At 73.0% G+C, this 25,730-nt stretch carries 22 protein-coding genes; 16 read left to right on the top strand and 6 right to left on the bottom strand.

Translation table 11 applies throughout. The features are described 5' to 3' along the window. The first annotated feature begins 102 nt into the window (after positions 1 to 102). A complete protein-coding gene (locus RM609_RS16810) occupies positions 103 to 858 on the top strand; it encodes an SIS domain-containing protein (protein ID WP_311611706.1) in 756 nt (251 codons plus the stop codon). A gap of 43 nt (positions 859 to 901) precedes the next feature. Here RM609_RS16810 and RM609_RS16815 read toward each other — a convergent pair whose 3' ends face one another. Then, on the bottom strand, positions 902 to 2,272 hold the full coding sequence (locus RM609_RS16815) for a PAS domain-containing protein (protein ID WP_438828462.1): 1,371 nt from the start codon (positions 2,270 to 2,272) through the stop codon (positions 902 to 904). 384 nt (positions 2,273 to 2,656) lie between these two features. Then, positions 2,657 to 3,385 (bottom strand): pyridoxamine 5'-phosphate oxidase, encoded by a 729-nt coding sequence (gene pdxH, locus RM609_RS16820; RefSeq protein WP_438828463.1) that lies wholly within the window; start codon positions 3,383 to 3,385, stop codon positions 2,657 to 2,659. A 507-nt stretch (positions 3,386 to 3,892) separates the two neighbouring features. Between pdxH and RM609_RS16825 the strand changes: the two genes are divergently transcribed. Continuing rightward, positions 3,893 to 4,993, top strand: coding sequence for a citrate synthase 2 (locus tag RM609_RS16825; RefSeq protein WP_311611707.1), 1,101 nt, complete (start codon positions 3,893 to 3,895; stop codon positions 4,991 to 4,993). Between the two features lie 65 nt (positions 4,994 to 5,058). On the opposite strand, the gene RM609_RS16830 is transcribed toward RM609_RS16825, so the two are convergent. Further along, positions 5,059 to 5,910: a VOC family protein gene (locus RM609_RS16830; protein ID WP_311611827.1), complete on the bottom strand. Its 852-nt coding sequence runs from the start codon at positions 5,908 to 5,910 to the stop codon at positions 5,059 to 5,061. 29 nt (positions 5,911 to 5,939) lie between these two features. Then, entirely contained in the window at positions 5,940 to 6,395 is a 456-nt protein-coding gene (locus RM609_RS16835; protein WP_311611709.1) for an ester cyclase, read from the bottom strand. A 91-nt stretch (positions 6,396 to 6,486) separates the two neighbouring features. Between RM609_RS16835 and RM609_RS16840 the strand changes: the two genes are divergently transcribed. The 3 genes from RM609_RS16840 to RM609_RS16850 all read left to right on the top strand — a co-directional run bounded on the left by RM609_RS16840 (position 6,487) and on the right by RM609_RS16850 (position 8,933). Further along, positions 6,487 to 7,227 carry a TetR/AcrR family transcriptional regulator C-terminal domain-containing protein gene (locus RM609_RS16840; RefSeq protein WP_311611711.1) on the top strand — a complete coding sequence of 247 codons (741 nt, stop codon included), beginning with the start codon at positions 6,487 to 6,489 and terminating at the stop codon, positions 7,225 to 7,227. 91 nt (positions 7,228 to 7,318) lie between these two features. Further along, positions 7,319 to 8,374: a hypothetical protein gene (locus tag RM609_RS16845; protein WP_311611712.1), complete on the top strand. Its 1,056-nt coding sequence runs from the start codon at positions 7,319 to 7,321 to the stop codon at positions 8,372 to 8,374. Positions 8,375 to 8,459: 85 nt separating this feature from the next. Beyond that, positions 8,460 to 8,933, top strand: coding sequence for a peptidoglycan-binding domain-containing protein (locus tag RM609_RS16850; RefSeq protein WP_311611713.1), 474 nt, complete (start codon positions 8,460 to 8,462; stop codon positions 8,931 to 8,933). Here the strand turns inward: RM609_RS16850 and serC are convergent. Further along, the gene (serC, locus tag RM609_RS16855; protein ID WP_311611715.1) at positions 8,914 to 10,035 is read right to left on the bottom strand and encodes a phosphoserine transaminase; all 1,122 of its coding nucleotides are present in this window, start codon (positions 10,033 to 10,035) and stop codon (positions 8,914 to 8,916) included. The two genes, RM609_RS16850 and serC, sit on opposite strands and share 20 nt — an antisense overlap. Positions 10,036 to 10,136: 101 nt before the next feature. On the opposite strand from serC, the gene RM609_RS16860 reads away from it, so the two are divergent. From RM609_RS16860 to RM609_RS16895, 8 genes are all read left to right on the top strand, one after another. Then, a complete protein-coding gene (locus RM609_RS16860) occupies positions 10,137 to 13,028 on the top strand; it encodes an FAD-binding and (Fe-S)-binding domain-containing protein (protein WP_311611716.1) in 2,892 nt (963 codons plus the stop codon). 48 nt (positions 13,029 to 13,076) lie between these two features. Next, the gene (locus RM609_RS16865; RefSeq protein ID WP_311611717.1) at positions 13,077 to 14,903 is read left to right on the top strand and encodes an acyclic terpene utilization AtuA family protein; all 1,827 of its coding nucleotides are present in this window, start codon (positions 13,077 to 13,079) and stop codon (positions 14,901 to 14,903) included. Then, positions 14,900 to 16,522 (top strand): acyl-CoA carboxylase subunit beta, encoded by a 1,623-nt coding sequence (locus tag RM609_RS16870; RefSeq protein WP_311611718.1) that lies wholly within the window; start codon positions 14,900 to 14,902, stop codon positions 16,520 to 16,522. The genes RM609_RS16865 and RM609_RS16870 overlap by 4 nt, the downstream gene beginning before the upstream one ends. 14 nt (positions 16,523 to 16,536) lie before the next feature. Next, complete coding sequence (locus RM609_RS16875; RefSeq protein WP_311611720.1) at positions 16,537 to 18,420, top strand: acetyl/propionyl/methylcrotonyl-CoA carboxylase subunit alpha; 1,884 nt, start codon at positions 16,537 to 16,539, stop codon at positions 18,418 to 18,420. Then, positions 18,417 to 19,577 (top strand): acyl-CoA dehydrogenase family protein, encoded by a 1,161-nt coding sequence (locus RM609_RS16880; RefSeq protein ID WP_311611721.1) that lies wholly within the window; start codon positions 18,417 to 18,419, stop codon positions 19,575 to 19,577. Before RM609_RS16875 ends, RM609_RS16880 begins: the two co-directional genes overlap by 4 nt. 11 nt (positions 19,578 to 19,588) lie before the next feature. Next, complete coding sequence (locus RM609_RS16885) at positions 19,589 to 20,317, top strand: enoyl-CoA hydratase family protein (RefSeq protein ID WP_311611723.1); 729 nt, start codon at positions 19,589 to 19,591, stop codon at positions 20,315 to 20,317. Further along, positions 20,305 to 21,030, top strand: coding sequence for a TetR/AcrR family transcriptional regulator (locus tag RM609_RS16890; protein ID WP_311611724.1), 726 nt, complete (start codon positions 20,305 to 20,307; stop codon positions 21,028 to 21,030). Before RM609_RS16885 ends, RM609_RS16890 begins: the two co-directional genes overlap by 13 nt. A gap of 131 nt (positions 21,031 to 21,161) precedes the next feature. Then, positions 21,162 to 21,566: a hypothetical protein gene (locus tag RM609_RS16895; RefSeq protein ID WP_311611725.1), complete on the top strand. Its 405-nt coding sequence runs from the start codon at positions 21,162 to 21,164 to the stop codon at positions 21,564 to 21,566. Between the two features lie 124 nt (positions 21,567 to 21,690). Here the strand turns inward: RM609_RS16895 and RM609_RS16900 are convergent, their stop codons facing one another. After that, entirely contained in the window at positions 21,691 to 23,226 is a 1,536-nt protein-coding gene (locus tag RM609_RS16900) for an alpha/beta hydrolase (protein WP_311611726.1), read from the bottom strand. Between the two features lie 178 nt (positions 23,227 to 23,404). Here RM609_RS16900 and RM609_RS16905 point away from each other — a divergent pair, with 178 nt between their 5' ends. The 3 genes from RM609_RS16905 (at position 23,405) to RM609_RS16915 (ending at position 25,718) form a co-directional block, all read left to right on the top strand. Beyond that, positions 23,405 to 23,989: a TetR-like C-terminal domain-containing protein gene (locus tag RM609_RS16905; protein ID WP_311611727.1), complete on the top strand. Its 585-nt coding sequence runs from the start codon at positions 23,405 to 23,407 to the stop codon at positions 23,987 to 23,989. Further along, complete coding sequence (locus RM609_RS16910; protein ID WP_311611729.1) at positions 23,986 to 24,849, top strand: alpha/beta fold hydrolase; 864 nt, start codon at positions 23,986 to 23,988, stop codon at positions 24,847 to 24,849. Before RM609_RS16905 ends, RM609_RS16910 begins: the two co-directional genes overlap by 4 nt. A gap of 182 nt (positions 24,850 to 25,031) precedes the next feature. Next, positions 25,032 to 25,718 (top strand): DUF4232 domain-containing protein, encoded by a 687-nt coding sequence (locus RM609_RS16915; RefSeq protein ID WP_311611730.1) that lies wholly within the window; start codon positions 25,032 to 25,034, stop codon positions 25,716 to 25,718. The last annotated feature ends 12 nt before the right edge of the window (positions 25,719 to 25,730 follow it).

Genomic DNA, 25,730 nt, shown 5'->3' on the forward strand with positions numbered 1-25,730 from the left:
GTACGCCCCGGGCACACACCGAGCGGATATGTCGAGCCAAGTCGAGACAAGCCCAGTCGAGATGAGCCCGGTCGAGATGCCGAGACAAGGAGCCCCGCAGCGATGAGCGAGAGCAAGCCGGCCGGGCAGTTCTTCGACGCCGCGATCGGCCTGCTGCGGCGGGTGCGCGACGAGGAGGCGGGGCCCGTCGCGGACGCCGGGGCCATGATCGCCGACATCGTGGCGGCCGGCGGCCGGGTCTTCGTCTTCGGCGCCGGGCACTCCTCGCTCCCCGCCCAGGACGTCGTCTACCGCGCGGGCGGGCTCGCCCTGGTGAACCTGCTGGCCGTGCCGGGCGCCGTCGGCATCGACGTCATGCCCGCCACGCTGGGCAGCGCGCTGGAGCGCGTGGACGGGCTGGCCGGGGCGGTCCTGGACACCAGCCCCGCGCGACCCGGCGACGTCCTCGTCGTCATCTCCCTCTCCGGGCGCAATTCGCTGCCCGTCGAGATGGCCATGAACGCCCGCGCCCTCGGTCTCAAGGTCATCGGCGTCACGTCCGTGGCCTATGCCGAGGAGACCCGATCCCGCCATGTGTCCGGAACGTTTTTGAAGGACCACTGCGACGTCGTCGTCGACACCAAGATCACGGTCGGGGACGCGGAACTGACGGCCGAGGGCATCGCGGCGCCCTTCGGGCCCGCGTCCACGGTCGTGGCGAGCGCCGTGATGCAGGCCGTGATGGCCGCGGCGGCCGGGGAGCTCGCCGAGCGCGGCATCGACCCGCCGATGCTGCGCTCGGGCAACGTGGACGGTGGGCACGAGTGGAACGGGCGGGTGCTGGAGGAGTACGGGGATCGGATCTTCTTTCGGCACTGACGTTTGTTGCGATGTCGACTGTGGTGGGGCGGGACGGCCCCGCTCACGCCGTCGTGGCCACCGCCAGGTCGATCGACGCCGCCACTCGGGAGGCGATGTCCTCCGCGTAGATCGCGTCCGCGCGGTCGAAGGCGCGGCGGGAGCCGCCTCGTAGGAAGGTGACCACGCCCACCGTCCGGCCCCGGCTGCGGAGGGCCGTGGACAGGGCGTGGCGGGTGCCGTCGGGCCATTTGCGGGCGGCGGCCCAGTTCTCCGAACGGTCCGCCGCCGCCCGTACCGAGCCGCAGCGCTCGACGGCCTGGAGGGCCGGATGGCCGTCCAGGTACGGCACGGGGACGCCGCCGGGGGAGGTCAGCGGGCCCTGGCCGGGCGCCCAGGCGGGTGTCGCCGCGGCGCGGATCAGGCGGAACGGGCCCTCCGGGACGGGCCGGGGCTCGGGCAGCAGGTCGATCAGGGCGTGGTCGGCGAAGCCCGCGAGGGCGAAGTCCATGTAGAGGGCCGCGGCCTCCATGGGGTCCTCGCACTCCGCGACCGCCCGTCCCGCCCGGTGCAGCTGGCTGCCCCGGAAGCGCAGCCGGGCACTCTCCTGCTCGGCCAGCCGGGCCTTGGTGACGTCCAGGAACAGCCAGGCCACGCCCAGGGGGACGGGTTCCTCGACCAGCGGGGTGGCCAGCCGCAGGAAACCGCTGCGCCAGCAGCGTCGTTCCGGTACGGGCGCGGGGCCGCCGCCGTGGTCGCGGACGGTCACCCACAGTTCGGTGGGCGCGGGCGGCGCGCCGGCCGCCAGGACGTGCTGGAGGGCGCTCTCCACTTCCTCCACGCCCTGGTCGAGGAGTTCGCCCAGGGGGCGGCCCAGCAGGGCCGTACGGCTCGTCCGCAGGGCGCGGGCGGCGTGGGCGTTGGCCAGGGCCGGGCGGAGGTCGGCGTCGACCAGCACCACGCCCCAGGACGCGTCGCCGAACAGCGCCTCGCTCAGCGCGACGGACCGTTCCAGGTCGATCTGGGTGTGCACCTCGCTGAACGCGCAGTACACGCCCGCCGGTCTGCCGTCCGTGCCGGGCACGGCGGAGGACTGGACGCGGACGAGCACCCGCCGGCCGTCCTTGGTGAGCAGCGCGAACTCGTCCACCTGGCGGGCCGCCGAGTTCATCACGCCCAGCAGCCGCCCGGTGACCTCCTCGGCGTCCGCCTCGCGGGCGGCCCAGCCGCCCAGGCCCCGTCGGCCCACGGCCTCGTCGGGCGTCCAGCCGAGTATGCGCTCGGCCTCGCGGTTCCAGTGGGTGACGTGACCGTCGGCGTCGAACGCGCACAGTGCCGCGTCCATGCCGTCGAGAAGCGCCACCAGGAGGTCGTGGTCCTCGCTCTCCGGGGCCGCCCGGTGGCCGGTGGGGCCGGGCTGGTGTGGAGCCGTCACGAGATACCCCCCGCTGGACGTGTCCGCGTGCCCTGCAAGTCCTGCACGACCGGCATTCAACTCGACCCCGGCGCACCCCACACCGACTTCGCCGAAATCGATGCCCAAGGAAATTCGGTTGCCGGGGGCGAGCGGCCGTTCCTAGGCTGTGAGGCACACGAGAAGGGAGGTGGTTCGGGACATGATTTCTTTCCGGACGCGTGAGGTGACTGCGGGCTAGCGCCCGTCGTCGCGTTACTACGCAGCGCCGGCCGTGCCGGCCAATCCCAAGCAGTCACCCGGTCCGTGGGCCGCCGAGTCGTCCGCTCGGCACCGTCGTCCCGCCATCAGGCGGAGGGCGGTAGCAGCCCACGGGCCGTCTGCGTTTCGCTCGTGTTCTGTTGCTCACGGGCAGAGGCGGTCCGCTTGCCAGCCGTTCTTCTCCGTGCGGGTGTACCGGAGTCTGTCGTGCAGCCGGTTCTCGCGGCCCTGCCAGAATTCCACCGTCTCCGCCGTCACCCGGAAGCCGCCCCAGTGCGGCGGCACCGGCACCGGCTCGCCCTCCGGATGGCGGGCGGCCATTCGCTCGTACGCCGCGTCGAGTTCGGCGCGGGAGGCGACCACCGTCGACTGCTCGCTCGCCCAGGCGCCGATCTGCGAACCGTAGGGGCGCGCCCGGAAGTACGCGGTGGTCTCCTCGCGTGACACCCGTTCGGCCGTACCGGTGATGACGACCTGACGGGCCAGCGGGTACCAGGGGAACAGCAGGGAGACATGCGGGTTCTCCGCGATCTCCCTGGCCTTGCGGGAGTTGTAGTTGGTGTAGAAGACGAAGCCCCGCCGGTCGTACGCCTTGAGCAGCACGGTCCTGGAACTGGGCCGCCCGGCGGCGTCCGCCGTGGACACCACCATGGCGTTGGGCTCGTGGAGCTCGCTCGCGGCGGCCTCGGTGAACCAGTGCGCGAACTGCTCGTACGGATCGGCCGTGAGCTCCGCCTCGGACAGGCCCGCGAAGCGGTAGTGCGCCCGCATGGCGGCCAGGTCGTGCTGGAGATCGAACGCGAGTCCGTACTCGAGCCCGTCATCGCTGTCGTAGGCGTCGTCGTCGGGTGTGAAGTCGTCGGCGTGGGACACGTGCACATCTTGCAGCACGGAGCCGTCAGAGCCTTGGGTGGACCGTGGCTCCTGCCCGGATTCTCGCCCCATAACCCTGTCACCAGCGGAAACTTCGGTGTGCCGGACGTCACCTTCCCCGCAAGCCTCGAACCCCCCAAAATCACCGGTGGACAGCTGTGGCTTCCCGGCAGCACCGGCTATCGTGTCCGGCCCCGGTCCCGGCACCGTACTTCTGCGGAGGCCGGGTGATGTCCGGGGTGAAGTACAGCCGCACGGGGCATGACCGGGTAGACCGGAACGGACCGCGAGCCGCGCACGCTGCCGCGTAACCGCCCCGGCACTCCTACCGGAGCGCACCACCCCCCACCGGAGGGACCACCCCACCGGAAGCACCACCCCCACCGGAAAGCAACAGACGCAAGCCCAACCCCTTTGACCTCGTCCGACCCATGGCCGGCCCCCGGAGACCCCGGACGGTCCGCCGGTCGGCAGCCGCTTGTCGCACACATCATGAGGAGCCGCCTGATGTCCGACTTCGTCCCCGGACTCGAAGGAGTCGTCGCGTTCGAAACGGAGATCGCCGAACCCGACAAGGAAGGCGGTTCCCTCCGCTACCGAGGCGTCGACATCGAGGACTTGGTGGGCAACGTCTCCTTCGGCAACGTCTGGGGGCTGCTGGTCGACGGCGCCTTCAATCCCGGGCTTCCGCCGGCCGAGCCGTTCCCCATCCCCGTCCACTCGGGCGACATCCGCGTCGACGTGCAGTCCGCGCTGGCGATGCTCGCGCCCGTCTGGGGCCTGAAACCCCTCCTCGACATCGACGAGGCCACCGCCCGCGACAACCTCGCCCGGGCCGCCGTGATGGCCCTGTCGTACGTCGCCCAGTCGGCCCGCGGCCAGGGACTGCCGATGGTGCCGCAGCGGGAGATCGACAAGGCGGAGACGGTCGTCGAGCGCTTTATGAAGCGCTGGCGGGGCGAGCCCGACCCCAAGCACGTCAAGGCCGTCGACGCCTACTGGACCTCCGCCGCCGAGCACGGCATGAACGCCTCCACCTTCACCGCCCGCGTCATCGCCTCCACCGGCGCGGACGTCGCGGCGGCCCTGTCGGGCGCGGTCGGCGCCATGTCCGGGCCGCTGCACGGCGGCGCGCCCTCGCGCGTCCTCGGCATGATCGAGGAGATCGAGCGCACCGGCGACGCCGTCTCCTACGTCAAGGGCGCCCTCGACAAGGGCGAGCGCCTCATGGGCTTCGGCCACCGCGTCTACCGCGCCGAGGACCCCCGCGCCCGCGTCCTGCGCCGTACGGCCAAGGAGCTGGCGGCCCCGCGCTTCGAGGTCGCCGAGGCCCTGGAGAAGGCGGCCCTGGAGGAGCTCCACAACCGCCGCCCCGACCGGGTGCTGGCCACGAACGTCGAGTTCTGGGCGGCGATCGTGCTGGACTTCGCCGAGGTCCCGGCGCACATGTTCACCTCGATGTTCACCTGCGCCCGCACGGCGGGCTGGAGCGCGCACATCCTGGAGCAGAAGCGCACGGGACGTCTTGTACGGCCGTCGGCCCACTACGTGGGCCCGGGTCCCCGCGACCCCCGCGAGATCCCCGGCTACGCGGACATCAAGGGCTGAGGTCCGGTTCGTTCCCTGTCGGCGGGAGTGCCCATCACGGCACCCCCGTCGGCGGTGGCCCCGTCTCAGCGGCCTTCGGCAGTCCGCGCGTTCGCCTGCATCACCCCGAACACCGATCCGAACGGGTCGCGGAACATCGCCACCCGGGCCACGCCCGGTACGTCGATGGGCGGGATGAGCGTCTCGGCGCCGCGCTCCGCCGCCGCCGTCGCCACGCCGTCGCAGTCGCGGGTCGCGAAGTACGGGTGCCATTCGGAGCGTGAACCCGCTGCCAGGTTCTCCGGGAGCAGTTGCATGACGGCGCCGTGCTGAGCCTCCCGGCCGGCCCCGGAGGAGCAGATGACGGCGAGGACGTGGGAGCCGACCTCGATCTCCCAGCTGGTGTCCCAGGGGAAGACCGCTCCGTAGAAGGCCTTGGAGGCGGCCGCGTCCGTCGTGTACAGCTCGGTCCAGCACAGCGCGCCGGCGGTGTTGACCGCGTCCAGGGAGTCGACCTCGCGCGGCTGCCAGACGGCGAAGCGGGCTCCGGTCGGGTCGGTGAACCCGGCCGCCCGGCCGGCCATCAGGACGTCGTGGGCCGGGAAGCGGACCGTACCGCCCGCCTGCTCCACGGCCTTGGCCGTGGCCTCGGCGTCCACGGTACGGAAGTAGATCTGCCACTCCCCCGCCGCCCCGGGCTCCACCGACGGGCCGCAGCTCGCCACGACCCTCCCGGCCAGCCGGAACAGCCCGAACCCCCGCTCCTCCGGGCCCACGGGCTCGTACGTCCAGCCGAAAGCGGCCTCGTAGAAGGCGGCGGACGCGGCGGTGTCCGGAGTCGTGAGGCCCAGCCAGTTGGGTCCGCCCGGTACGTGTGTCGCTGTGAGCATGGCGTACTCCTCGTCCTCGGTCAGGAGATCCGGCGGCTCCCACAGCATGCCCACGCGGAGCCCCCGTCGCGCATGACTCAGTCCGCCGTCGGCCAGTCCCAGCCCAGCTGGAGGAACATGCCGAGGCGGTCGCTCACCGCGCGTATCTCGGAGATCAGGCCGTCCCTCAGCGTGAAGATCCAGATCTGCTCCACCTCGAACGAGCGGTGCGTCGGCTCCGGCATCCGGGGATGCCGGCCCGTGTGCGTACCGGTGACGGTCAGCCGGGCCACCACCGTGTCGCCCTCGGCGATGAGCTGCTGCGGGGCCATCCCGACCGCACCGAACGCCTCCAACTGCTGCCGGAATCCGTCGAAGGCCGCACCCGGCTCGTCCGGCTCGCCATAAATGATCTTGTTGTGGTCGATGACATCGGCCGCCATATAGCGCGGGAAGTCGGCGACACGCCGCTCGTTCACCGCCCGGAAGAAGTCCTTCACGACCTGCTTGTTGTCCTGCACGACCGACATCGTCATCGCCGTCATCATCGCCATCCCCGTTCACGCTTCTTACGTCGTAAGAGTTCGCCGTCGACCACCCTGCCCTTACGATGTAAGAAAGTCAACGCCGAACGAAGGCCGATCCATGACGAGCAAGCGCACCCGAGGCGAACGAGCGGGCCTGACCAGGGAAATCGTCCTGGACGCCGCCCTGGGGCTCATCGACCGCGAGGGGCGCGCGGCGCTGACGATGCGCCGGCTGGGCGCCGAGCTCGGCGTCGAGGCCATGACCCTCTACCACCACGTGCCCAACAAGGACGCCCTGCTGGACGGCCTCGTGGAGCGGGTGTTCGCGGAGGCCCTGCCCCTCCCCGGAGGCCCCGGGAACGCCCCCGGGGACGCCCCCGGGGACGCCCCCGGGAGCGCCCTCGGGGAAGCACTCGGGGACGGGGAGGTGACGGACTGGCGCACGTTCCTGCGCGCCTACGCCGACTCCCTGCGCGCGGCCCTGCTCCGCCACCCCGGCGTCCTTCCCCTGATCACCGGCCGCCCCGCCGTCACCCCCGCGACGCTCGACGCCGTCGAGCGCGGGCTGCGCACCCTGACCTCGGCGGGCTTCGCCCTGGGCCCGGCCGTCGACACCCTCAACGCCCTCTCCCTCTTCGTCGTGGGCCACACCGCCGCCGAGGCCGACGCCCGACCCTCACAGCACTCCGCCCAGACCACCCCCGGCACCAGCGCCTGGCTCGCCGAACTCGACTGCGAGCGCTACCCACTGGTCGTCGAAGCGGCCGGCACCGGAGCGGGCACCGACGACGCCGAACGGTTCGGCTTCGCCGTCGACGCGATGCTCACCGGTTTCGGCGCGGCCGCCGGACTCGCGTAAGCCCTGTCGCGTAAGCCCTGTCGCGTAGGCGGCCCTGTCGCGTAGGCCCTGTCGCGCCGGTCCGGGCCGCGTGCGATGGCAGGCTTGGGGCATGCGTCCCTTCCGCCCAGCCGTCGCCGTTCCGGTGATCGCCGCATCGGCCCTGCTCCTCTGGCCGGGCGCCACGCCCGCGCACGCCGACGAGAGCGGCAGCGGCACGCCCTCCGGCTTCACCGTCGAGGACTCCCGCATCAAGGAGTCCAGCGGTCTGGCCGCCAGCCGCGCCCACCCCGGCGTCTACTGGACGCACAACGACAGCGGCGACGGCCCGTACGCCTACGCCGTGGACAGCCGCACCGGGCGCACGGTCGCCAGGGTGACGCTCGACGGCGTCGACGCCCGGGACGTCGAGGCGATCTCCATCGGCCCCGATGGGAACGTCTACCTCGGCGACATCGGCGACAACCTCGGCGGCACCTGGCCCGACGTCCGCGTCTACCGCTTCCCCGAGCCGAAGGAGCTCACGGGCGACATCACGGTCACCCCCACCACGTACACCGTCCGCTACGAGGACGGGCCGCGCGACGCCGAGTCCCTGATGGTCCACCCGCGCACCGGCCGGGTCTACATCGTCAGCAAGAAGCAGTCGGGGAAGGGGGCCCTGTACGAGGCCCCGGAGCGGCTCTCCGCGTCCGGCGTGAACACCTTCCGCCGCGTCGCCGACATCGACGTGTGGGCCACGGACGGGGCGTTCTCCCCCGACGGCACCCGGCTCGTCGTCCGCGGCTACTTCGACGCCCGCGTGTACCGCTGGGAGAACGGCCGGCCGGTGAAGGAGCTCGGCCGTCCCGTCGTGCCCCTGCAACGCCAGGGCGAGTCGGTGGCGTTCACGCCCGACGGCCGGACGCTGATGTACGGCTCGGAAGGCGCCCGCAGCAAGGTCGTCCCGATCGAGCTCAGCGACGATCTCCTGCCGGACAGCGCCGCGAAGGGGCAGAAGGGCGACGGGAAGAGCAAGGGGGGCGCGGAACAGGCGGGCGACGCGGACTCCGCCGGCGACGGCCGTCCCCTGACGATCGGGGCCGGCGCCCTCGCCGTCGTGGCCGTACTGGGCCTGGGTCTCCGGTGGCTGTTCCGGCGGCGTACGGGCTCCGGCGCGGGCTCGTAATTCGCTTGGCCACCCCTGTTGGCGATCTCTAGGCTCAAGGCCTGTCCCACAGCGGGACACACCACATCAAAAGGGGTGCGTCATCATGAGATCTCTACGTCGCTTAACCGCGTCCACCGCGCTCGTCTCCGCGCTGCTCGCCGGCGCCACCGCCCTCGGCACCACGGCCGCGTCGGCGACCACGGCCGCTTCGGCGGAAGAGAGCGTTCCGAAGGTGCCGGTCGAAGGCGTGGCGTGCGGGTTCGACGGCCGGCCGACGCCGGAGACCGTCCGTCTCGGCGACCACGGGACCGTGGTCCGCGAGGCCAAGTGCCTCCTCGACTTCTGGGGCTACCTCGACTTCGGCCGAGGGGACTCCGACCCGGGGGACGCGTCCGAGGGCACCTTCGACGCCGGTACCGAGGACGCCGTCAAGGCCTTCCAGAAGCGGCGCGCTCTGACCGTCGACGGCGTCGTCGGGCCCGCGACGTGGGAAGAGCTGCGGCACAGCCTCGGCGCGCCCCACCGCCCCGGGTGGGACGCGCCAAAGGGAACCGGCCTCAGCCCAGCCGCTCGATGACGTAGTCCACGCACGCCGTCAGCCCCTCGACGTCCGCCGGGTCGATCGCCGGGAACATCGCCACCCGCAGCTGGTTGCGGCCCAGCTTGCGGTACGGCTCGGTGTCCACGATGCCGTTGGCCCGCAGGGCCTTGGCGACGGCCGCCGCGTCCACGTCGTCCGAGAAGTCGATCGTGCCGATGACCGCCGACCGCTTCGCCGGGTCCGCGACGAACGGGGACGCGTACTTGGACGCCTCGGCCCAGCCGTACAGCGTCCGCGCCGACGTCGCCGTGCGCCGCACCGCCCAGTCCAGGCCGCCCTGGCCGTTGAGCCACTCCAGCTGCTGGTTCAGCAGGAACAGGGTGGACAGGGCCGGGGTGTTGTAGGTCTGGTTCTTCAGGGAGTTGTCGATCGCGGTCGGCAGCGAGAAGAACTCCGGGACGTGCCGCCCGGACGCGTGGATCCGCGCCGCCCGCTCCAGGGCCGCCGGGGAGAAGGCCGCCAGCCACAGGCCGCCGTCGGCGGCGAAGGACTTCTGCGGGGCGAAGTAGTAGACGTCGCTCTGGGCGATGTCCACGGGCAGGCCGCCCGCGCCGGACGTGGCGTCCACCAGCACCAGCGCGCCCTCGTCGGCGCCCGCGACGCGCTTGACGGGCGCGGCGACACCGGTGGAGGTCTCGTTGTGGGTGAGGGCGTAGACGTCGACGCCCGCCTCGGCCTGCGGCTCCGGGTGGGTGCCCGGCTCGGAGGAGATCACCGTCGGCTCGGCCAGCCAGGGCGCCAGCTTCGCGGCCTTGGCGAACTTCGACGAGAACTCGCCGAAGGACAGGTGCTGCGACTTGGACTCGATCAGGCCGTGCGTGGCGATGTCCCAGAACGCGGTGGAGCCGCCGTTGCCGAGGATCACCTCATAGCCCTCGGGGAGGGAGAAGAGCTCCCGGATGCCGTCGCGCACGCTGCCGACCAGGTTCTTGACCGGGGCCTGGCGGTGGGACGTGCCGAGGAGGGAGGTACCGGTCGCGGCCAGGGCGTCGAGCGCCTCCGTCCGCACCTTGGACGGGCCCGCGCCGAAACGACCGTCGGCGGGCTTGATGTCAGCGGGAATCTCGATATCAGCCACGGCCGCAGCCTAGTGCGTGGCTCCTGCCTGCGGAAACGTCTCGTCCACCCGATGAGACGATTCCGCCGGTAACCTCCCCGCTCCAGGGGAAGGGTGACCGTATGGGCGATCACAGCAGCCACGGCAGTTCCGGAAACAAGCTTTGCTCCTCCCTCCGCGCATCCGTGCGCGGAGACGTCGACTTCAGCGCCTCCGCCCGCGCCCTCGCGACCATGGACGCCTCCAACTACCGCCGCGTGCCGCTGGGGACCGTCGCGCCCCGGGACGCCGACGACGTCGCCGCCGCCCTCGCCGTCTGCCGCGAGCACGGGGTGCCGGTGGTGGCGCGCGGCGGCGGGACGTCGATCGCCGGGCAGGCGACCGGCGAGGGCGTCGTCCTCGACTTCACCCGGTACATGACCGAGGTCGTACGGATCGACCCCGAGGCGCGCACCGCCGTCGTCCGGCCCGGCGTCGTCCTCGACACGCTCCGGGCGGCGGCCGGCGCGTACGGGCTGACCTTCGGCCCGGACCCGTCGACGCACGGCCGGTGCACCCTCGGCGGGATGATCGGCAACAACGCCTGCGGCGCCCACTCGGTGGCCTGGGGCACCACGGCCGACAACGTCCTCGCCCTGGACGTGCTGACCTACGGCGGCGAGCACGCGCACATCGGCAAAGGCAGCGGACTCGACGGGCTCCCCGCCCGCCTCGCCGACGGCGTACGCACCCTCGTGGACGGCCACTTGGCCCTCCTCCGTACCGGCTTCCCCGCCCCCTCCCTCCCCCGCCGCATCTCCGGTTACGCCCTCGACGCCCTGCTGCCCGAGCGCGGCACGGACCTCGTCCGGGCCTTCACCGGCACCGAGGGCACCCTCGGGCTGATCACCGAGGCGACCGTCCGGCTCGTCGACGCCCCCGCCGCCCGCGCGCTGGTGGTGCTCGGCTACCCCGACGAGGGCGCGGCCGCCGACGCGGCGCCCACGCTGCTGCCGTACAAGCCCCTCACCGTCGAGGGCATGGCGGCCGACCTGGTCCCGGGCCCGGACCGGGACGCGCTGCCGAAGGGCACGGCCTGGCTCTTCGTCGAGACCGGCGGCGCCACGCCCGGCGAGGCGGCGGCCCGGGCGGAGGAGCTCCGCCGCGCCGCCGCCGACGGCACGAGCGGGCACGCCGTGCTGACCGTCCCCGCCGACCGGCGCGCCCTGTGGCGGCTGCGGGAGGACGCGGCCGGCACCGCGACCCGGCTGCCCGACGGCGGCGAGGCCTGGCCGGGCTGGGAGGACTGCGCCGTTCCGCCGCAGCGGCTCGGCTCGTACCTGCGGGAGTTCCGGGCGCTGCTGGGCCGCCACGGGCTGCGCGGGGCGCCCTTCGGGCACTTCGGCGAGGGCTGTGTGCACGTCCGTATCGACGTCGACCTGCTGACCCCGGCGGGAGTGCGCCGCTACCGCGACTTCTCCCACGACATGGCCGACCTGGTCGTCGCGCACGGCGGCTCGCTCTCGGGCGAGCACGGCGACGGCCAGGCCCGGGCGGAGCTGCTCCCCCGGATGTACGGGACGGAGGCCGTCCGGCTCTTCGAGCGCTTCAAGGACCTGTGGGACCCCGCGGGCGGCCTCAACCCCGGCATGGTCGTCCGCCCCTACCCGCTGGACCGGAACCTCCGCTTCGAGGTGCTGCCCAAGGGGCCGGTCCCCGTGGAGTTCGGCTACCGGGAGGACGGCGGGGACTTCACGGCGGCGGTCCGGCGCTGCGTCGGAGTGGCCAAGTGCCGGGAGACGACGGCCGGTACGGGTGTGATGTGCCCCTCCTACCGGGTCACCCGCGACGAGCGGCACTCCACCCGGGGCCGGGCCCGGCTGCTGCACGAGATGCTGGCGGGCGAGGTCGTCACGGACGGCTGGCGCTCGGAGGAGGTGCGCGAGGCCCTCGACCTGTGCCTCGGCTGCAAGGGCTGCCGCAGCGACTGCCCGGTGGGCGTGGACATGGCCACGTACAAGGCCGAGTTCCTCCACCACCACTACGCAGGCCGGCGGCGGCCGGCTGCCCACTACGCGCTCGGGTGGCTGCCGGTCTGGCTGCGCGCGACCGCCGCCGTACGGGCCGCGCCCGTGCTCAACGGCCTGGCGCGGCTGCGGCCACTGGCGGCGGCCGCCAAACGGCTGGGCGGCATCGCCCCGGAGCGCGACATCCCACGGCTGGCCGCGGAGCCGTTCACCCGGTGGTGGCGGGCGCGGGAGCGGCGAGACAGCACTGATCTCAAGGGACACGCCTCTCCCGACGCCGCGAACCGCGTGATCCTTTTCCCCGACACCTTCACCGACCACCTCTCCCCCGGCGTGGGCCGCGCCGCCGTAGCCGTACTGGAGGACGCCGGGCTGCACGTGGCCGTCCCGGCGGCCGGACGACGGCCCTGCTGCGGCCTGACCTGGCTGAGCACCGGCCAACTGGACCGCGCCCGCGCCGCCATGCGCCGCACCCTGGACACCGTCATCCCTGACGCGCCCGTCGTCGTCCTCGAACCGAGCTGCGCCGCCGCCCTCCGCACCGACCTCCCGGAGCTGCTTCCGGACGATCCGCGCGCCGCGCGCCTCGCCGCGTCCGTACGGACCTTCGCACAGGTCCTCGAAGAGCGCGCCCCGCACTGGGAGCCGCCCCGCGTCGACCGGCCCGTCGCCGGGCAGACGCACTGCCACCAGCACGCCGTGCTCGGCGACGAGGCGGAGCGGCGAATTCGGCAACGCGCCGCGCTCACCGGCGACTTGACCGGCGGATGCTGTGGCCTCGCCGGTGACTTCGGCTTCACTCGCGGCCGCTACGACGTGTCCGTCGCCTGCGCCGAGGAGCAGCTGCTCCCCGCCCTGCGGCGCACGCCCGAGGGGGCGTACGTCCTCGCGGACGGGTTTTCCTGCCGTACACAGATTCGTCAACTCGCCGACACCGAAAGCCTCCACCTGGCCGAGGTGCTGGCCCGCCACCTCCCCTCCTCGCCCTCCTCACCCGGCCGAAAATGATGCAAGCGCGCTTGCTTGTTTCCGGGCCCGCTGTCACCCTCCGGTGCCATGCCCGAACCCGCTTCCGTCCCGGTGCTGCGTGTCGGCAACGCCTCCGGCTTCTACGGCGACCGTTTCGACGCCCTGCGCGAGATGCTCACCGGCGGCCCCTTGGACGTCCTGACCGGCGACTATCTCTCCGAGCTGACCATGCTGATCCTCGGCAGGGACCGGCTGAAGGACCCCGGCGCCGGCTACGCGCGCACCTTCCTCGGCCAGTTGGAGGAGGGCCTGGGGCTGGCCGCCGACCACGGCGTGAAACTCGTCGCCAACGCGGGCGGCCTCAACCCCGCCGGGCTCGCCGAGCGGATCGCGGAGCTCGCCGACCGCGTCGGCGTGCCGGCGCGGGTCGGCTACGTCACCGGTGACGACCTCCTGACGGACGGGCTCCCCGAGGGCCTCGCGGACGCGCCCTGGGCCAAGGGCGCCCTCACCGCCAACGCCTACCTCGGCGGCGCGGGCATCGCCGAGTGCCTGCGGGCGGGCGCGGACATCGTCGTGACCGGCCGGGTGACGGACGCGGCGCTGGTCACCGGCCCGGCGATGGCCCACTTCGGCTGGACCGACGCCGACCTGGACCCGCTCGCGGGCGCGGTCGTCGCCGGGCACATATTGGAGTGCGGGACGCAGGCGACGGGCGGCAACTACTCCTTCTTCCAGGACGTCCTCGGCGAGCACGACCCCCTCCGCCCCGGCTTCCCGCTGGCCGAGATCCACGCCGACGGCTCCGCGGTGATCACCAAGCATCCGGGCACGGGCGGCGCGGTGACCGTCGGCACGGTCACCGCGCAGCTGCTGTACGAGACGGCGGGCGCCCGCTACCCCGGCCCCGAGGTGACCGCCCGGCTGGACACCGTCCGGCTCACCGCCGACGGCCCGGACCGGGTGCGCGTCGACGGGGTGCGCGGCGAGTACCCGCCGCCCACGCTGAAGGTGGGCGTCACCCGGGCCGGGGGCCACCGCTACGAGGTCACCTTCGTGCTGACCGGCCTGGACGTCGAGGCCAAGGCCCGGCTCGTCCGCGCCCAGCTCGACGGTGTCCTCGCCGCCCGCCACCCCGCCGAGGTCCGCTGGACCCTCGCCCGTACGGACCGGGCCGACGCGCCCGTCCAGGAGGAGGCGAGCGCGCTGCTGCGGCTGGTGGTGCGCGACCGCGACCCCGAGGTGGGCCGGGCCGTCCAAGCGGCGTGCGTAGAGCTGGCCCTGGCCAGCTACCCCGGCTTCCACATCGCCGCGCCGCCCGGCAAGGGCACGCCGTACGGGGTCTTCGAAGCGGCGTACGTGGCCCCGGAGGCGGTCCGGCACGTGGCCGGGCTGCCGGACGGCACCCGGGTGCCGGTCCTGCCGCCGCCGGCCCGGACCGGCGGCCGGGGCGCGGCCATGGGCCGGCCGGCGGTGCTGCTGCCCGACCCGCTGCCCGCCGGGCCCACGCGCCGGGCGCCCCTGGGGCTGATCGCGGGGGCGCGCAGCGGTGACAAGGGAGGCAGCGCGAATATCGGCGTGTGGGCGCGCGGCGAGGGTGCGTGGCGCTGGCTCGCGCACGAGCTGACCGTGCCGCGGCTGCGACAACTGCTGCCGGAGACGGCAGGGTTCGTCGTGGAGCGGCACGTTCTGCCCAACCTCCGGGCGCTGAACTTCGTCGTGCACGGCCTGCTGGGCGAGGGCGTCGCCTCCCAGGCCCGCTTCGACCCGCAGGCGAAGGCGGTGGGCGAGTGGCTGCGCTCCCGGCACGTGGACCTGCCGGAGGCGCTGCTACGGGAGTTACGGGAGACGCGGGAGCTAAGCGAGTTGCGGGAGACGCGGGAGCTGAGTGAGTTGCGGGAGGACGTCCTGTGACCGTCCTGCCCTCCGCCCTCGACCCCGCCTCCCCCGACCACGCCGCCAACCGCGCCGCCATGCTGGCCAGGCTCGCCGAGGTCGAGGCCGAGCACGCCAAGGCCGTCGAGGGCGGCGGGGAGAAGTACACCGCCCGGCACCGCGCCCGCGGCAAGCTCCTCGCCCGCGAGCGCGTCGAGCTGCTGCTCGACCCCGACACCCCGTTCCTGGAGCTGTCGCCGCTCGCGGGCTGGGGCAGCGATTACACCGTCGGCGCGTCGATCGTCACGGGCATCGGCGTGGTCGAGGGCGTGGAGTGCCTGATCACCGCCAACGACCCGACCGTACGCGGCGGGGCGAGCAACCCCTGGACGCTGAAGAAGGCGCTGCGGGCCAACGAGATCGCCCGCGCCAACCGGCTGCCGGTGATCTCGCTGGTGGAGTCGGGCGGCGCGGATCTCCCCAGCCAGAAGGAGATCTTCATCCCGGGCGGCGCGCTCTTCCGCGACCTGACCCGGCTGTCGGCCGCCGGAATCCCCACGATCGCCGTCGTCCTCGGCAATTCGACGGCGGGCGGCGCGTACGTCCCCGGGATGTCCGACCACGTGATCATGGTGAAGGAGCGGGCCAAGGTCTTCCTGGGCGGCCCTCCGCTGGTGCGGATGGCCACGGGCGAGGAGAGCGACGACGAGTCGCTGGGCGGCGCCGCGATGCACGCCCGGACGTCGGGGCTCGCGGACCACTTCGCCGTGGACGAGCGGGACGCGCTGCGCCAGGCCCGCCGGATCGTCGCCCGCCTCAACCACCGCAAGGCCCACCCCGGTCCGCCGCCCTCGTCCGTCGTACCGCCGCTGCCCCCGCTGCCCCCGCTCTACGACGAGGAGGAGCTGCTGGGCGTCGTACCGGACGACCTCAAGGTCCCGTTCGATCCGCGCGAGGTCATCGCGCGGATCGTGGACGGCTCGGACTTCGACGAGTTCAAACCGCTCTACGGGCCGAGCCTGGTGACCGGCTGGGCCCGGCTGCACGGATGGCCCGTCGGCGTCCTCGCCAACGCGCAGGGCGTGCTCTTCAGCGCGGAGTCGCAGAAGGCCGCGCAGTTCATCCAGCTCGCCAACCAGCGCGACACCCCGCTGATCTTCCTCCACAACACCACGGGCTACATGGTCGGCCGCGCCTACGAGCAGGGCGGCATCATCAAGCACGGCGCGATGATGATCAACGCGGTGTCCAACTCCCGGGTCCCGCACCTGTCCGTCCTCATGGGCGCCTCCTACGGCGCCGGGCACTACGGGATGTGCGGCCGGGCCTACGACCCGCGCTTCCTCTTCGCCTGGCCGAGCGCGAAGTCCGCCGTCATGGGGCCGCAGCAGCTCGCGGGCGTCCTGTCGATCGTCGCCCGCGCGTCGGCGGCGGCGAAGGGGACGCCGTACGACGAGGACGCTGACGCGGCGCTGCGCGCGATGGTGGAGGAGCGGATCGAGGCGGAGTCGCTGCCGCTGTTCCTCTCCGGGCGGCTGTACGACGACGGCGTCATCGACCCGCGCGACACGCGGACCGTGCTGGGCATCTGTCTGTCGGCCGCGCACGGCGCCCCGGTGGAGGGCGCGCGGGGCGGCTTCGGCGTCTTCCGGATGTGAGGTGTGAGGTCCGAGTGATCGAGTCAATCCTGGTGGCCAACCGCGGCGAGATCGCCTGCCGGATCTTCCGTACGTGCCGGGAGGCGGGCATCGCCACGGTCGCCGTCCACGCGGACCCGGACGCCGGCGCCCTCCACGTGCGCTCGGCCGACACGGCCGTCCGCCTGCCGGGCACCACGGCGGCGGAGACGTACCTCCGGGGCGACCTCGTCATACGGGCCGCGCTGGCGGGCGGCGCGGACGCCGTGCACCCGGGGTACGGCTTCCTCTCCGAGAACGCCGGCTTCGCGCGGGCCGTCACGGACGCGGGACTGGTGTGGATCGGCCCTCCGGCGGAGGCCATCGAGGCCATGGCCTCCAAGACCCGCGCCAAACAGATCATGGCGGCGGCCGGGGTGCCGCTCCTCGCCCCGCTGGACCCGGCGGCGCTGGCCCCTTCAGGCCTCCCCGTGCTGATCAAGGCGGCGGCGGGCGGCGGCGGGCGCGGGATGCGGGTGGTGCGGGATCTCGCCGTGCTGGAGGAGGAGTTGAGGTCGGCGCGGGCGGAGGCGATGGCCGCCTTCGGTGACGGCGAGGTCTTCGTCGAACCGTATGTGGAGGGCGCGCGCCATGTGGAGGTGCAGATCCTCGCCGACACGCACGGCACCGTATGGACGCTGGGCACGCGCGACTGCTCCCTCCAGCGCCGCCACCAGAAGGTCGTCGAGGAGGCCCCGGCCCCGGACCTGCCGGAGGCGGTGCGCGCCGCGCTGACCTCGGCCGCGGAGGCGGCGGCGCGGGCGATCGGGTACGTGGGCGCGGGGACGGTGGAGTTCCTGCTGCCGGGGGACGGGCGGGGGCCGTACTTCCTGGAGATGAACACGCGGCTCCAGGTCGAGCATCCGGTGACGGAGGCGGTGTACGGGGTGGACCTGGTCGCCCTCCAGATCAGGGTGGCGGAGGGGGAGGCGCTGGGGGCGGCAGCGCCTGAGCCGTACGGCCACGCGGTGGAGGCGCGCCTGACAGCGGAGGGGGGCATGGATCAGCCCGTCCGGCGTTTGAGGACCGGGGGTTCCGTACGCCTGGACACCGGCTACACCGACGGCGACACCGTCCCCCCGCATTACGACCCCCTTCTGGCCAAGGCGATCGCATGGGCCCCCACCCGCCGCGAAGCGATCCGCAAGCTCGCCCACGCCCTCGAACACGCCGCCGTCCACGGCCCGCACACCAACCGCGACCTGCTCGTACGAACCCTCCGGCACCCGGAGTTCATGGCGGGCGCGCCGGACACCGGCTTCCTCGAACGCCACTTCGCGGAGCTGACGCGCCCCCGCGACGCGCGGTTCGCCGCCCTGGCGGCGGCCCTGGCCGTCCCCCACGCCCCCGGCGCGTGGCGGAACGTTCCCTCGCAGCCGCAGGTCAAGCGCTACCGTTCCGAGCCCGACGGCGCGGAGTACGAGATCCGCTACCGCCGCACCCGTGACGGCCTCGTCCCGGAGGGCTTCCCGGGCGTCCGCGTGGTGTCGGCCGCGCCGGACCGGGTCGCCCTGGAGGCCGGCGGCGTCACCCACACCTTCGAGGTGACCGCGTACGACGCCCGGGTCCATGTGGACACGTACACCCTCACCGCCCTCCCCCGTTTCCCGGACCCCGCCGCCCGCGCGGCCGAGCCCGGTTCGCTGCTCGCTCCCATGCCCGGCACGGTCGTGCGTGTGGCGGACGGAATCGCGGTCGGCGAGCCCGTGAAAGCGGGACAACCGCTGTTGTGGCTGGAGGCGATGAAGATGGAGCACCGCGTGACGGCCCCCGTCGACGGCACGCTGACCGCGCTGCACGCGACGCCGGGCAGGCAGGTGGAGACGGGAGAAACGCTGGCCGTGGTCACCAGGACGACCGAGACGGAGGCAACCCCATGAGCACCCTCATCGAGTCCCCCGAACAACGCGCCCTCCGCACCGCCGTGGCGGCCCTCGGCGCCCGCTACGGCCGGGCGTACTTCGCCGCGTCCATACGCGACGGCAAACACGCCGACGAGCTGTGGGCGGAGGCCGGCAAGCTCGGCTACCTCGGGGTCAGCCTCCCGGAGGAGTACGGCGGCGGGGGCGGCGGGATCGCCGAACTCGCCGTCGTGCTGGAGGAGCTGGGCGCCGCGGGCTGTCCGCTGCTCCTGCTGGTCGTCTCCCCCGCCATCTGCGGCACCGTGATCTCCCGCTTCGGCACGGACGCGCAGAAGCGCGCCTGGCTGCCGGGGCTCGCGGCCGGGACGACGAGGATGGCCTTCGGGATCACCGAGCCGGACGCCGGTTCCAACTCCCACCGGCTGACCACCACCGCCCGCCGCGACGGCGGCGACTGGGTCCTCACCGGCCGGAAGGTCTTCATCTCCGGTGTGGACATCGCCGACGCGACGTTGATCGTCGGGCGGACGGAGGACGCGCGAACCGGCCGGCTCAAGCCCTGCCTGTTCATCGTCGACCGCGACGCGCCCGGCTTCACCCGTCGCCCGATCCCCATGGACATCGCCTCGCCGGAGAAGCAGTTCGAGCTCGTCCTCGACGAGGTCCGGCTGCCGGCGGACGCGCTCGTCGGCGACGAGGACGCGGGCCTGCTCCAGCTCTTCGCCGGGCTCAACCCGGAGCGCGTCATGACGGCGGCGTTCGCGATCGGGATGGGCCGGTACGCGATCGCACGGGCCGTCGAGTACGCCCGCGACCGCCGGGTGTGGGACGAACCGATCGGCGCCCACCAGGCCATCGCCCACCCGCTCGCGCGATCCCACATCGAGATCGAGCTGGCGCGGCTGATGATGTACAAGGCAGCGCACCTCTACGACGCCGGGGACGACGAAGGCGCGGGCGAGGCGGCCAACATGGCGAAGTACGCGGCCGCCGAGGCGGCGGTCCGGGCCGTCGACCAGGCGGTGCACACGCTGGGCGGCAACGGCCTCAGCTCGGAGTTCGGGCTGGCCTCGTTGATCACGGCGGCGCGGGTGGCGAGGGTGGCGCCGGTGAGCCGCGAGATGATCCTGAACTACGTCTCGCACCGGACGCTGGGCCTGCCCAAGTCCTACTGAATGGAGCTCTCATGTTTGTCCGCAGCGCGTACGAGCGGGGCGTCACCACCCTGACCCTGGACTCGCCGCACAACCGCAACGCCCTCTCCACCCGGCTGGTGGGCGAGTTACGTGAGGGGCTGGCGAGGGCGGCGGACGACGCGAGCACCCGGGCGGTGGTGCTCACCCACACGGGCGGCACGTTCTGCTCGGGCGCCGACCTCGGCGAGCAGCCGGCCCCGACGGGCCCGGAGGCGCTCGTCGCCCTGTTCCGCACGGTCGTGGAACTGCCCAAGCCGGTGGTGGCGGTGGTGCGCGGGCATGTACGGGCGGGGGGCCTGGGGCTCGTGGGGGCGTGCGACATCGCGGTGGCGGACGAAACCTCGACGTTCGCGTTCACGGAGTCGAGGATCGGGCTGGCACCCGCGGTGATCTCCCTGCCGCTGCTGCCCCGCCTGGACCCGAGGGCGGCGAGCCGCTATTACCTGACGGGCGAGCGCTTCGACGCGGCGGAGGCGGTGAGGATCGGCCTGATCACGGCGGCGACGGACACCGCGGACGCGATCCTGTACGGCCTCCGCCGGGCCTCCCCCCAGGGCCTGGCGGAATCGAAACGCCTGGTCACGGCGGAGGTGCTACGTGCCTTCGACCGCGACGCGACGGAGCTGGCGGAGCGGTCGGCGCGGCTGTTCGCCTCGGCGGAGGCCCGGGAGGGCATGACGGCGTTCCTGGAGAAGCGGGATCCGGCATGGGCGCACTGACCAGCCGCGCCAGTCACCCCAGCCGCCCTGGCCGTCCGAGCCGTCCCAGCCGTCCCACCCCCGTCGGCCCCAAACAGGACCGCAGCCGGGCCACCCGTCGCGCCCTGCTGGAGGCCGCCGTCGCATGCCTGGCGGAGCACGGCTGGGCGGGCTCGACAGTCGCGGTCGTCGCCGAGCGCGCGGGGGTCTCGCGGGGCGCGGCCCAGCACCACTTCCCCACCCGCGAGGACCTGTTCACGGCGGCGGTGGAGCACGTGGCGGAGGAGCGCTCGGCGGCACTGCGAGGGCTGCTGTCCGCCACCCGTCCGGTCGTGACCGGTCCGGACGTGGGCCCGGCCCGTACGTACGTCGTGGTCGAGGGCATCGTGGGCCTCTGCACCGGCCCGCTCTTCCGCGCCGCCCTCCAACTGTGGGTGGCGGCGGCGAACGAAGAGCCGCTCCGGGCCCGGGTGGTGGACCTGGAGACACGCATGGGACGGGAGGTGCACCGGATGGCCGTGGAGCTGCTCGGCGCGGACGAGAGCCTCCCCGGCGTACGGGAGACGGTCCAGGGCTTCCTCGACATGGCACGCGGCCTCGGCCTGGCCAACCTCCTGACGGACGACAGCGCCCGCCGCGAACGCGTGGTGGCCCACTGGGCGGCCCTCCTCGACGACGTCCTCGGCCCACGCGGGCACGAGCACGAGCACGGGCACGAGCACGGGAGCGGCTGAACCCCACCAGTGCGTTTCGACCACGGCCGAACGCTGAGGCGCGCCCCGCACCCCCTGTGGACACTGGCTTCCGTGCCCGTCGCAGCAGCGGCGGGTTGTAAGACCGGGATCCGTAAAAGGGGGAATCTCGCATGGCACTTCGTGAGACCACTGGTAAGCGCAAGCTGTTCCGCCGCGCTGCGGCCGTGGCGGCCGCGACCGCCACGGCGGCCGTGATGGCGGTGGGCACGGCCGAGGCCGCTCCCGCCAGGCCGATGGACGGCCCGTGGGCCGGCTGCCCGTGGGGCGCGGTCTGCGTCTACCCGCAGGACCAGAACCCGGCCGTCAGCCCGTCGCTCGTCTTCGAGAGCTACGGGGCCCACAACCTGAACAACCAGTACGGCAACCACTGGGTCCTCAACAACCAGTACGGCGGCGCCTACGCGCGCGCCTGCACCGGCTACAACGGCGGCGGTTCCTGCACGGACATCGCCCCGGAGAACGGCCTCTACCTCAACCTGACGCCGATCAACTCGATCGTGCTGGTGCGCCCGTGAGGCGACCGCAGCGCCTCGTAGCCGCCCCGGGTCTGAGAGCCGGCGGGGCGCGGGGCCGCCGCGTCTGAGAGCCGGGGCCGCGTCGTGGACGCGGCCCCGGCGTGACGTGCGGTCCAGTGGAGTACTAGTGGACGACCCCACTCCCGTCCACCGTGAACTTCCCGCTCGACGCCCCGTTGAAGGTCCCGTTGGTGATCCACTCGGCGAGCGCCGAGGTGACGGTGCCGTGCGGCCCCGCCCATGGCGTACCGGCCTTCTGGCCGTAGGCCACCGACGGGCTCGGGGGGTTGCAGCGGTCGCCTGAGCAGCCCTCCCACATGAGCACATGGCTTGCGCAGGTGACCTGGACCAGCACCTTGTTCTTCGTCGCCGCCGGGAGCGCGTTGTAGATGGCCGTGGAGTTCGCCACCGGCGCGGTGCCGTCGCCGAAGCCGTGGAGAACCAGGGTCGGCAGCGTCAGCTGCCCCGCGACGGTGGTGTTCCAGCCGTAGGTGGAGAAGGTGGGCGAGCGGTTGAGGCCGGCGGGGTGGTTGGGGTCGTCGCCGCCCCAGTCCCGCCCGGCGCCGTCGCCCTTCATGAGTTCCTTCCAGGTCTCGTCCTGGCTGCCCGGCGCGATACGGCCCGAGCAGCTCGCCTCATTCGTGCCCGGGCCGGTCGCGAGGGGCATGGCGGTCATCCCCGCACGGTCGCCGAGCGTCAGGGGGAAGGAGACGAACCCTCCCGCCGGTGTCGTCTCCTCCGTCGGCCCGCCGAAGATCGACGACATGAAGACGGCCCGGTCGACCTTCCCGATCCAGGTCGCGCTGTCGGGCAGGAGCGGGTTGGGGTTGGCCGCGTAGAGCGTCCGCCCGACGCGGGGTCCTCCGAGCGAGTACCCGACGAGGGTCACCTTGCCGTTCGTCGGCTTGGCCTTCGCGATGGCGTCGTCGATGACCTGGCGGATGTCGCGTACCCAGGTGTCGATGGTCGCGAAGCGCACATCGCTGGAGTGGGCGAACATCTTGCCGGCGAGGGGGTTGGTCTTCAGGTTTTTGCGCTGCTGGTCGAGCGGGAAGATCTGGGAGTTGTGGGTACGGTCGCAGCCCGTCGGGAAGGCGCAGGTGGTGCCGTCGGCGTTGAAGGCCGGGCGGCTCGCGTTGTGGGGATCGTCCAAGCCGTACTGGAAGCGCGTGGACTCGCCGTAGCCGAGCAGGTCGGGCACGAAGGTGTCGACGCCCGCCCGGGCGAGCCCATCCTGCACGCTGAGCTTGTTGTTGTTCTGGTCCTTGCCCTTCAGGTCGAAGACCGGCCGCCCCGGCACCGAACGGCCGTGGATCAGCACGGCGGCCCTGGCGGGCGTCTGCGAACACCGCCCGTGCGCGTACTCCGGCCCCACACGGTGGACTCTCAGCTGCGCCTTCTGCCCGTTGAACTGCGAGTCCGGCATCATCCCGTTCGGCACGGTGAAGTCCAGCATGTAGTCGCTGGCGGTGATGTCGGTGGGTTTCTCGTCGCAGGGCGGCTCCTCGATCCGGATGGCGTCGACGGCCAGCAGCCCGCCCACGCCGAAGGCGCCCACGGCGAGGCAGGTCCCCACCGCGATCCACCACTTGTGCCGGACCGGCCTGCTCCGCCACCACCCGCCCTGCTTCTTCTGACTGCCGTCGTCCACCACGTCCACGTCTCCTGACCGAACCGAACCGAGCCGAGCCGAACCGGACTGCATCACGACCTGTACGTCGGATCCTTCGCGGGGCGGACGGGGCTCGCCACACGGGCTCGGCCGAATGGACTGGCACACCCGATCCTAGATCCACTAGCCTCATTCCTAGGAGCCCTAGGAATGAGGAGGCGCCCGAGTGGTGCGCGCAGGAATCACCCCCGCCAAGCTGACGGCCGCGGCCGCGGCCATGGCGGACGAGAACGGCCTGGAGAAGGTCTCGGTCTCGGCGCTCGCCCGGCAGTTCGGGGTCAAGGACGCCAGCCTGTACTCGCACGTCAGGAACCTGCGGGAGCTGCGCGTACGGATCGCCCTGCTCGGCGCCGAGGAGATGACCGACCGCATCGCGACGGCGGTGGCGGGCCGCGCCGGCAAGGACGCGCTGGTCGCCTTCGCGGACGCGTACCGCGACTACGCGCTGGCCCACCCCGGCCGCTACGCCGCCACGCAGATGCAGCTCGCGCCGGAGGAGATCGGGGACTCCCCCAGCCTCCTCCGCAGCGTCGAGCTGACGTACGGCATGCTGCGCGCGTACGGCCTCGCCGAGCCGGACCTGACGGACGCGGGACGACTGCTGCGCAGCACGTTCCACGGCTACATCCACCTCGAACTGAGCGGCGGCTTCGCCCACTCCCGCCCCGTGCGGGAGTCGTGGTCGCGCTCGCTCGACGCCCTCCACCTGCTCCTTACGACCTGGCCGACCCACGAGGGGGGAAACAAGTGACGGACACGGACAAGGCGATACCCGGAACGCTGGAGGTGCCCGGCGCCACCCTGCACTACGAGGTGCGGGGCAGCGGCCCGCTGCTTCTGCTGATACCGGGCGGCGCGGGGGACGCCGGCATGTACGCGGGCATGGCCGCCCCCCTGACCGCCGCCGGTTACGCCGTGGCCTCCTTCGACCCGCGCGCCCTGTCGCGCAGCCGCCTCCACGGCCCCCTCGGCGACCAGCGGGTCGCGGAGTGGAGCGAGGACGCGCGCCTGCTGATCGACCACCTGTCGCCGGACGAGCCGGCGGCGGTGATGGGTTGCAGCTCGGGCGCCATCGTCGCCCTCGACCTGCTGGCCCGCCACCCGGACCGGGTACGTCGGCTCATCGCGCACGAGCCGCCGCTGCTGGAGCTGCTGGAGGACCCCGCGCCTCAGAGGGCCCTGTTCGCGGACGTGCGCGAGGCTTTCCGCGCGGAGGGCGTGGGCGCGGCGATGGCGCGTTTCGCCGAGGGGGTGGGTGAGCAGCGCTCGGAGGGGGCGTCATCCGACGACCGGGCCGCGACGGAACTCCCCCCGGAGATCCAGGAGATGGCCCCCCGCATGCACGCCAACCTCCCCGTCTTCCTGGACCACATGCTGGTCCCGTTTTCCTCGACCACCCCGGACGTCACCGCGCTGCGCAGTGCTGCCGCGAAGCTCGTCCCGGCGGCGGGACGCCTGTCACGCGACCAGGTGCCCCTGTACGGGCCGGTCGCCCGGCTGGCGGCGCTGGTCGGGCGGCCGCTGGAGGAGTTCCCGGGCGGACACCTGGGCGCGGTCGAGCGCCCGGGGGAGTTCGCGGAGCGGGTGGTGGGGGTGCTGGGCGGGGCCTGAGGCGGGACCGGTGCCCGCGCCGCGCCCAGCCGTATATGCAACAGGCATGTATTAGGAAGCGGTTGGGTGAAACGGTTCGCCGGACCGGGTGCATCTTGGTGATCAGAAACGCTCGCTCGTACCGACTCGGACCGACTCGTACCGAGCGGCCGGCTCCCCCAACCGATATCGAGGCAGAAACGATGCGCGTTCACAAGCTCACCTTCGCCGCCCTGGCCGTTGCCGCGGGTCTCTCGCTCACGGCCTGCCAGAACGACGGCGGCGGCACGGGACAGAGCGACCCGCCCTCCTCGTCCTCCGCGTCTTCCTCGTCTTCCTCGGGCGGCGGTTCGGGCGCGGGCGGTTCGGATCAGGGCGGCGGGAAGGACTCCACCGGGAAGGGCTCCGGCGGGAAGAGCTCCGGCGGCCAGGGCACGGCCGCCGGGGCCGGCGCCGGCGGAAACGGCAAGGTCGCCAAGTGCCGCACCGACGAGCTGGAGATCACGGCGAAGGACCACACCATCGACGGCGACCCCGATGGCACCGTCGCGGTGGAGCTGAAGAACCGCGGCGGCCACAACTGCGCGATCTCCGGGTACGCGGGCGTCGACCTGAAGACCAACGTGGGATCGCTGTCGGCGAAGCGCACCGGTGAGCAGGCTCCCTCGACCGTCCTCAAGAACGGGCAGTCGACGTTCTTCGGCATCAACTACCCGGTCAACAAGACGGGTGGCTCCGGCGTCCGTATCACCGCACTGCTGGTGACCCCGCCGAACGAGACGAAGACCGTCACCCTCCACTGGCCGGGCGCCGCCACGCTGCCCGTCACGGACGGCACCGGTTCCCCGGTGAAGGTCGGCCCGATCGGAAGCGCCGGCCAGGGCGGCTGATCCGCACGCCCT

Origin of the sequence: Streptomyces hesseae, from assembly GCF_031845785.1 — a bacterium.
Classification (GTDB): domain Bacteria; phylum Actinomycetota; class Actinomycetes; order Streptomycetales; family Streptomycetaceae; genus Streptomyces; species Streptomyces hesseae.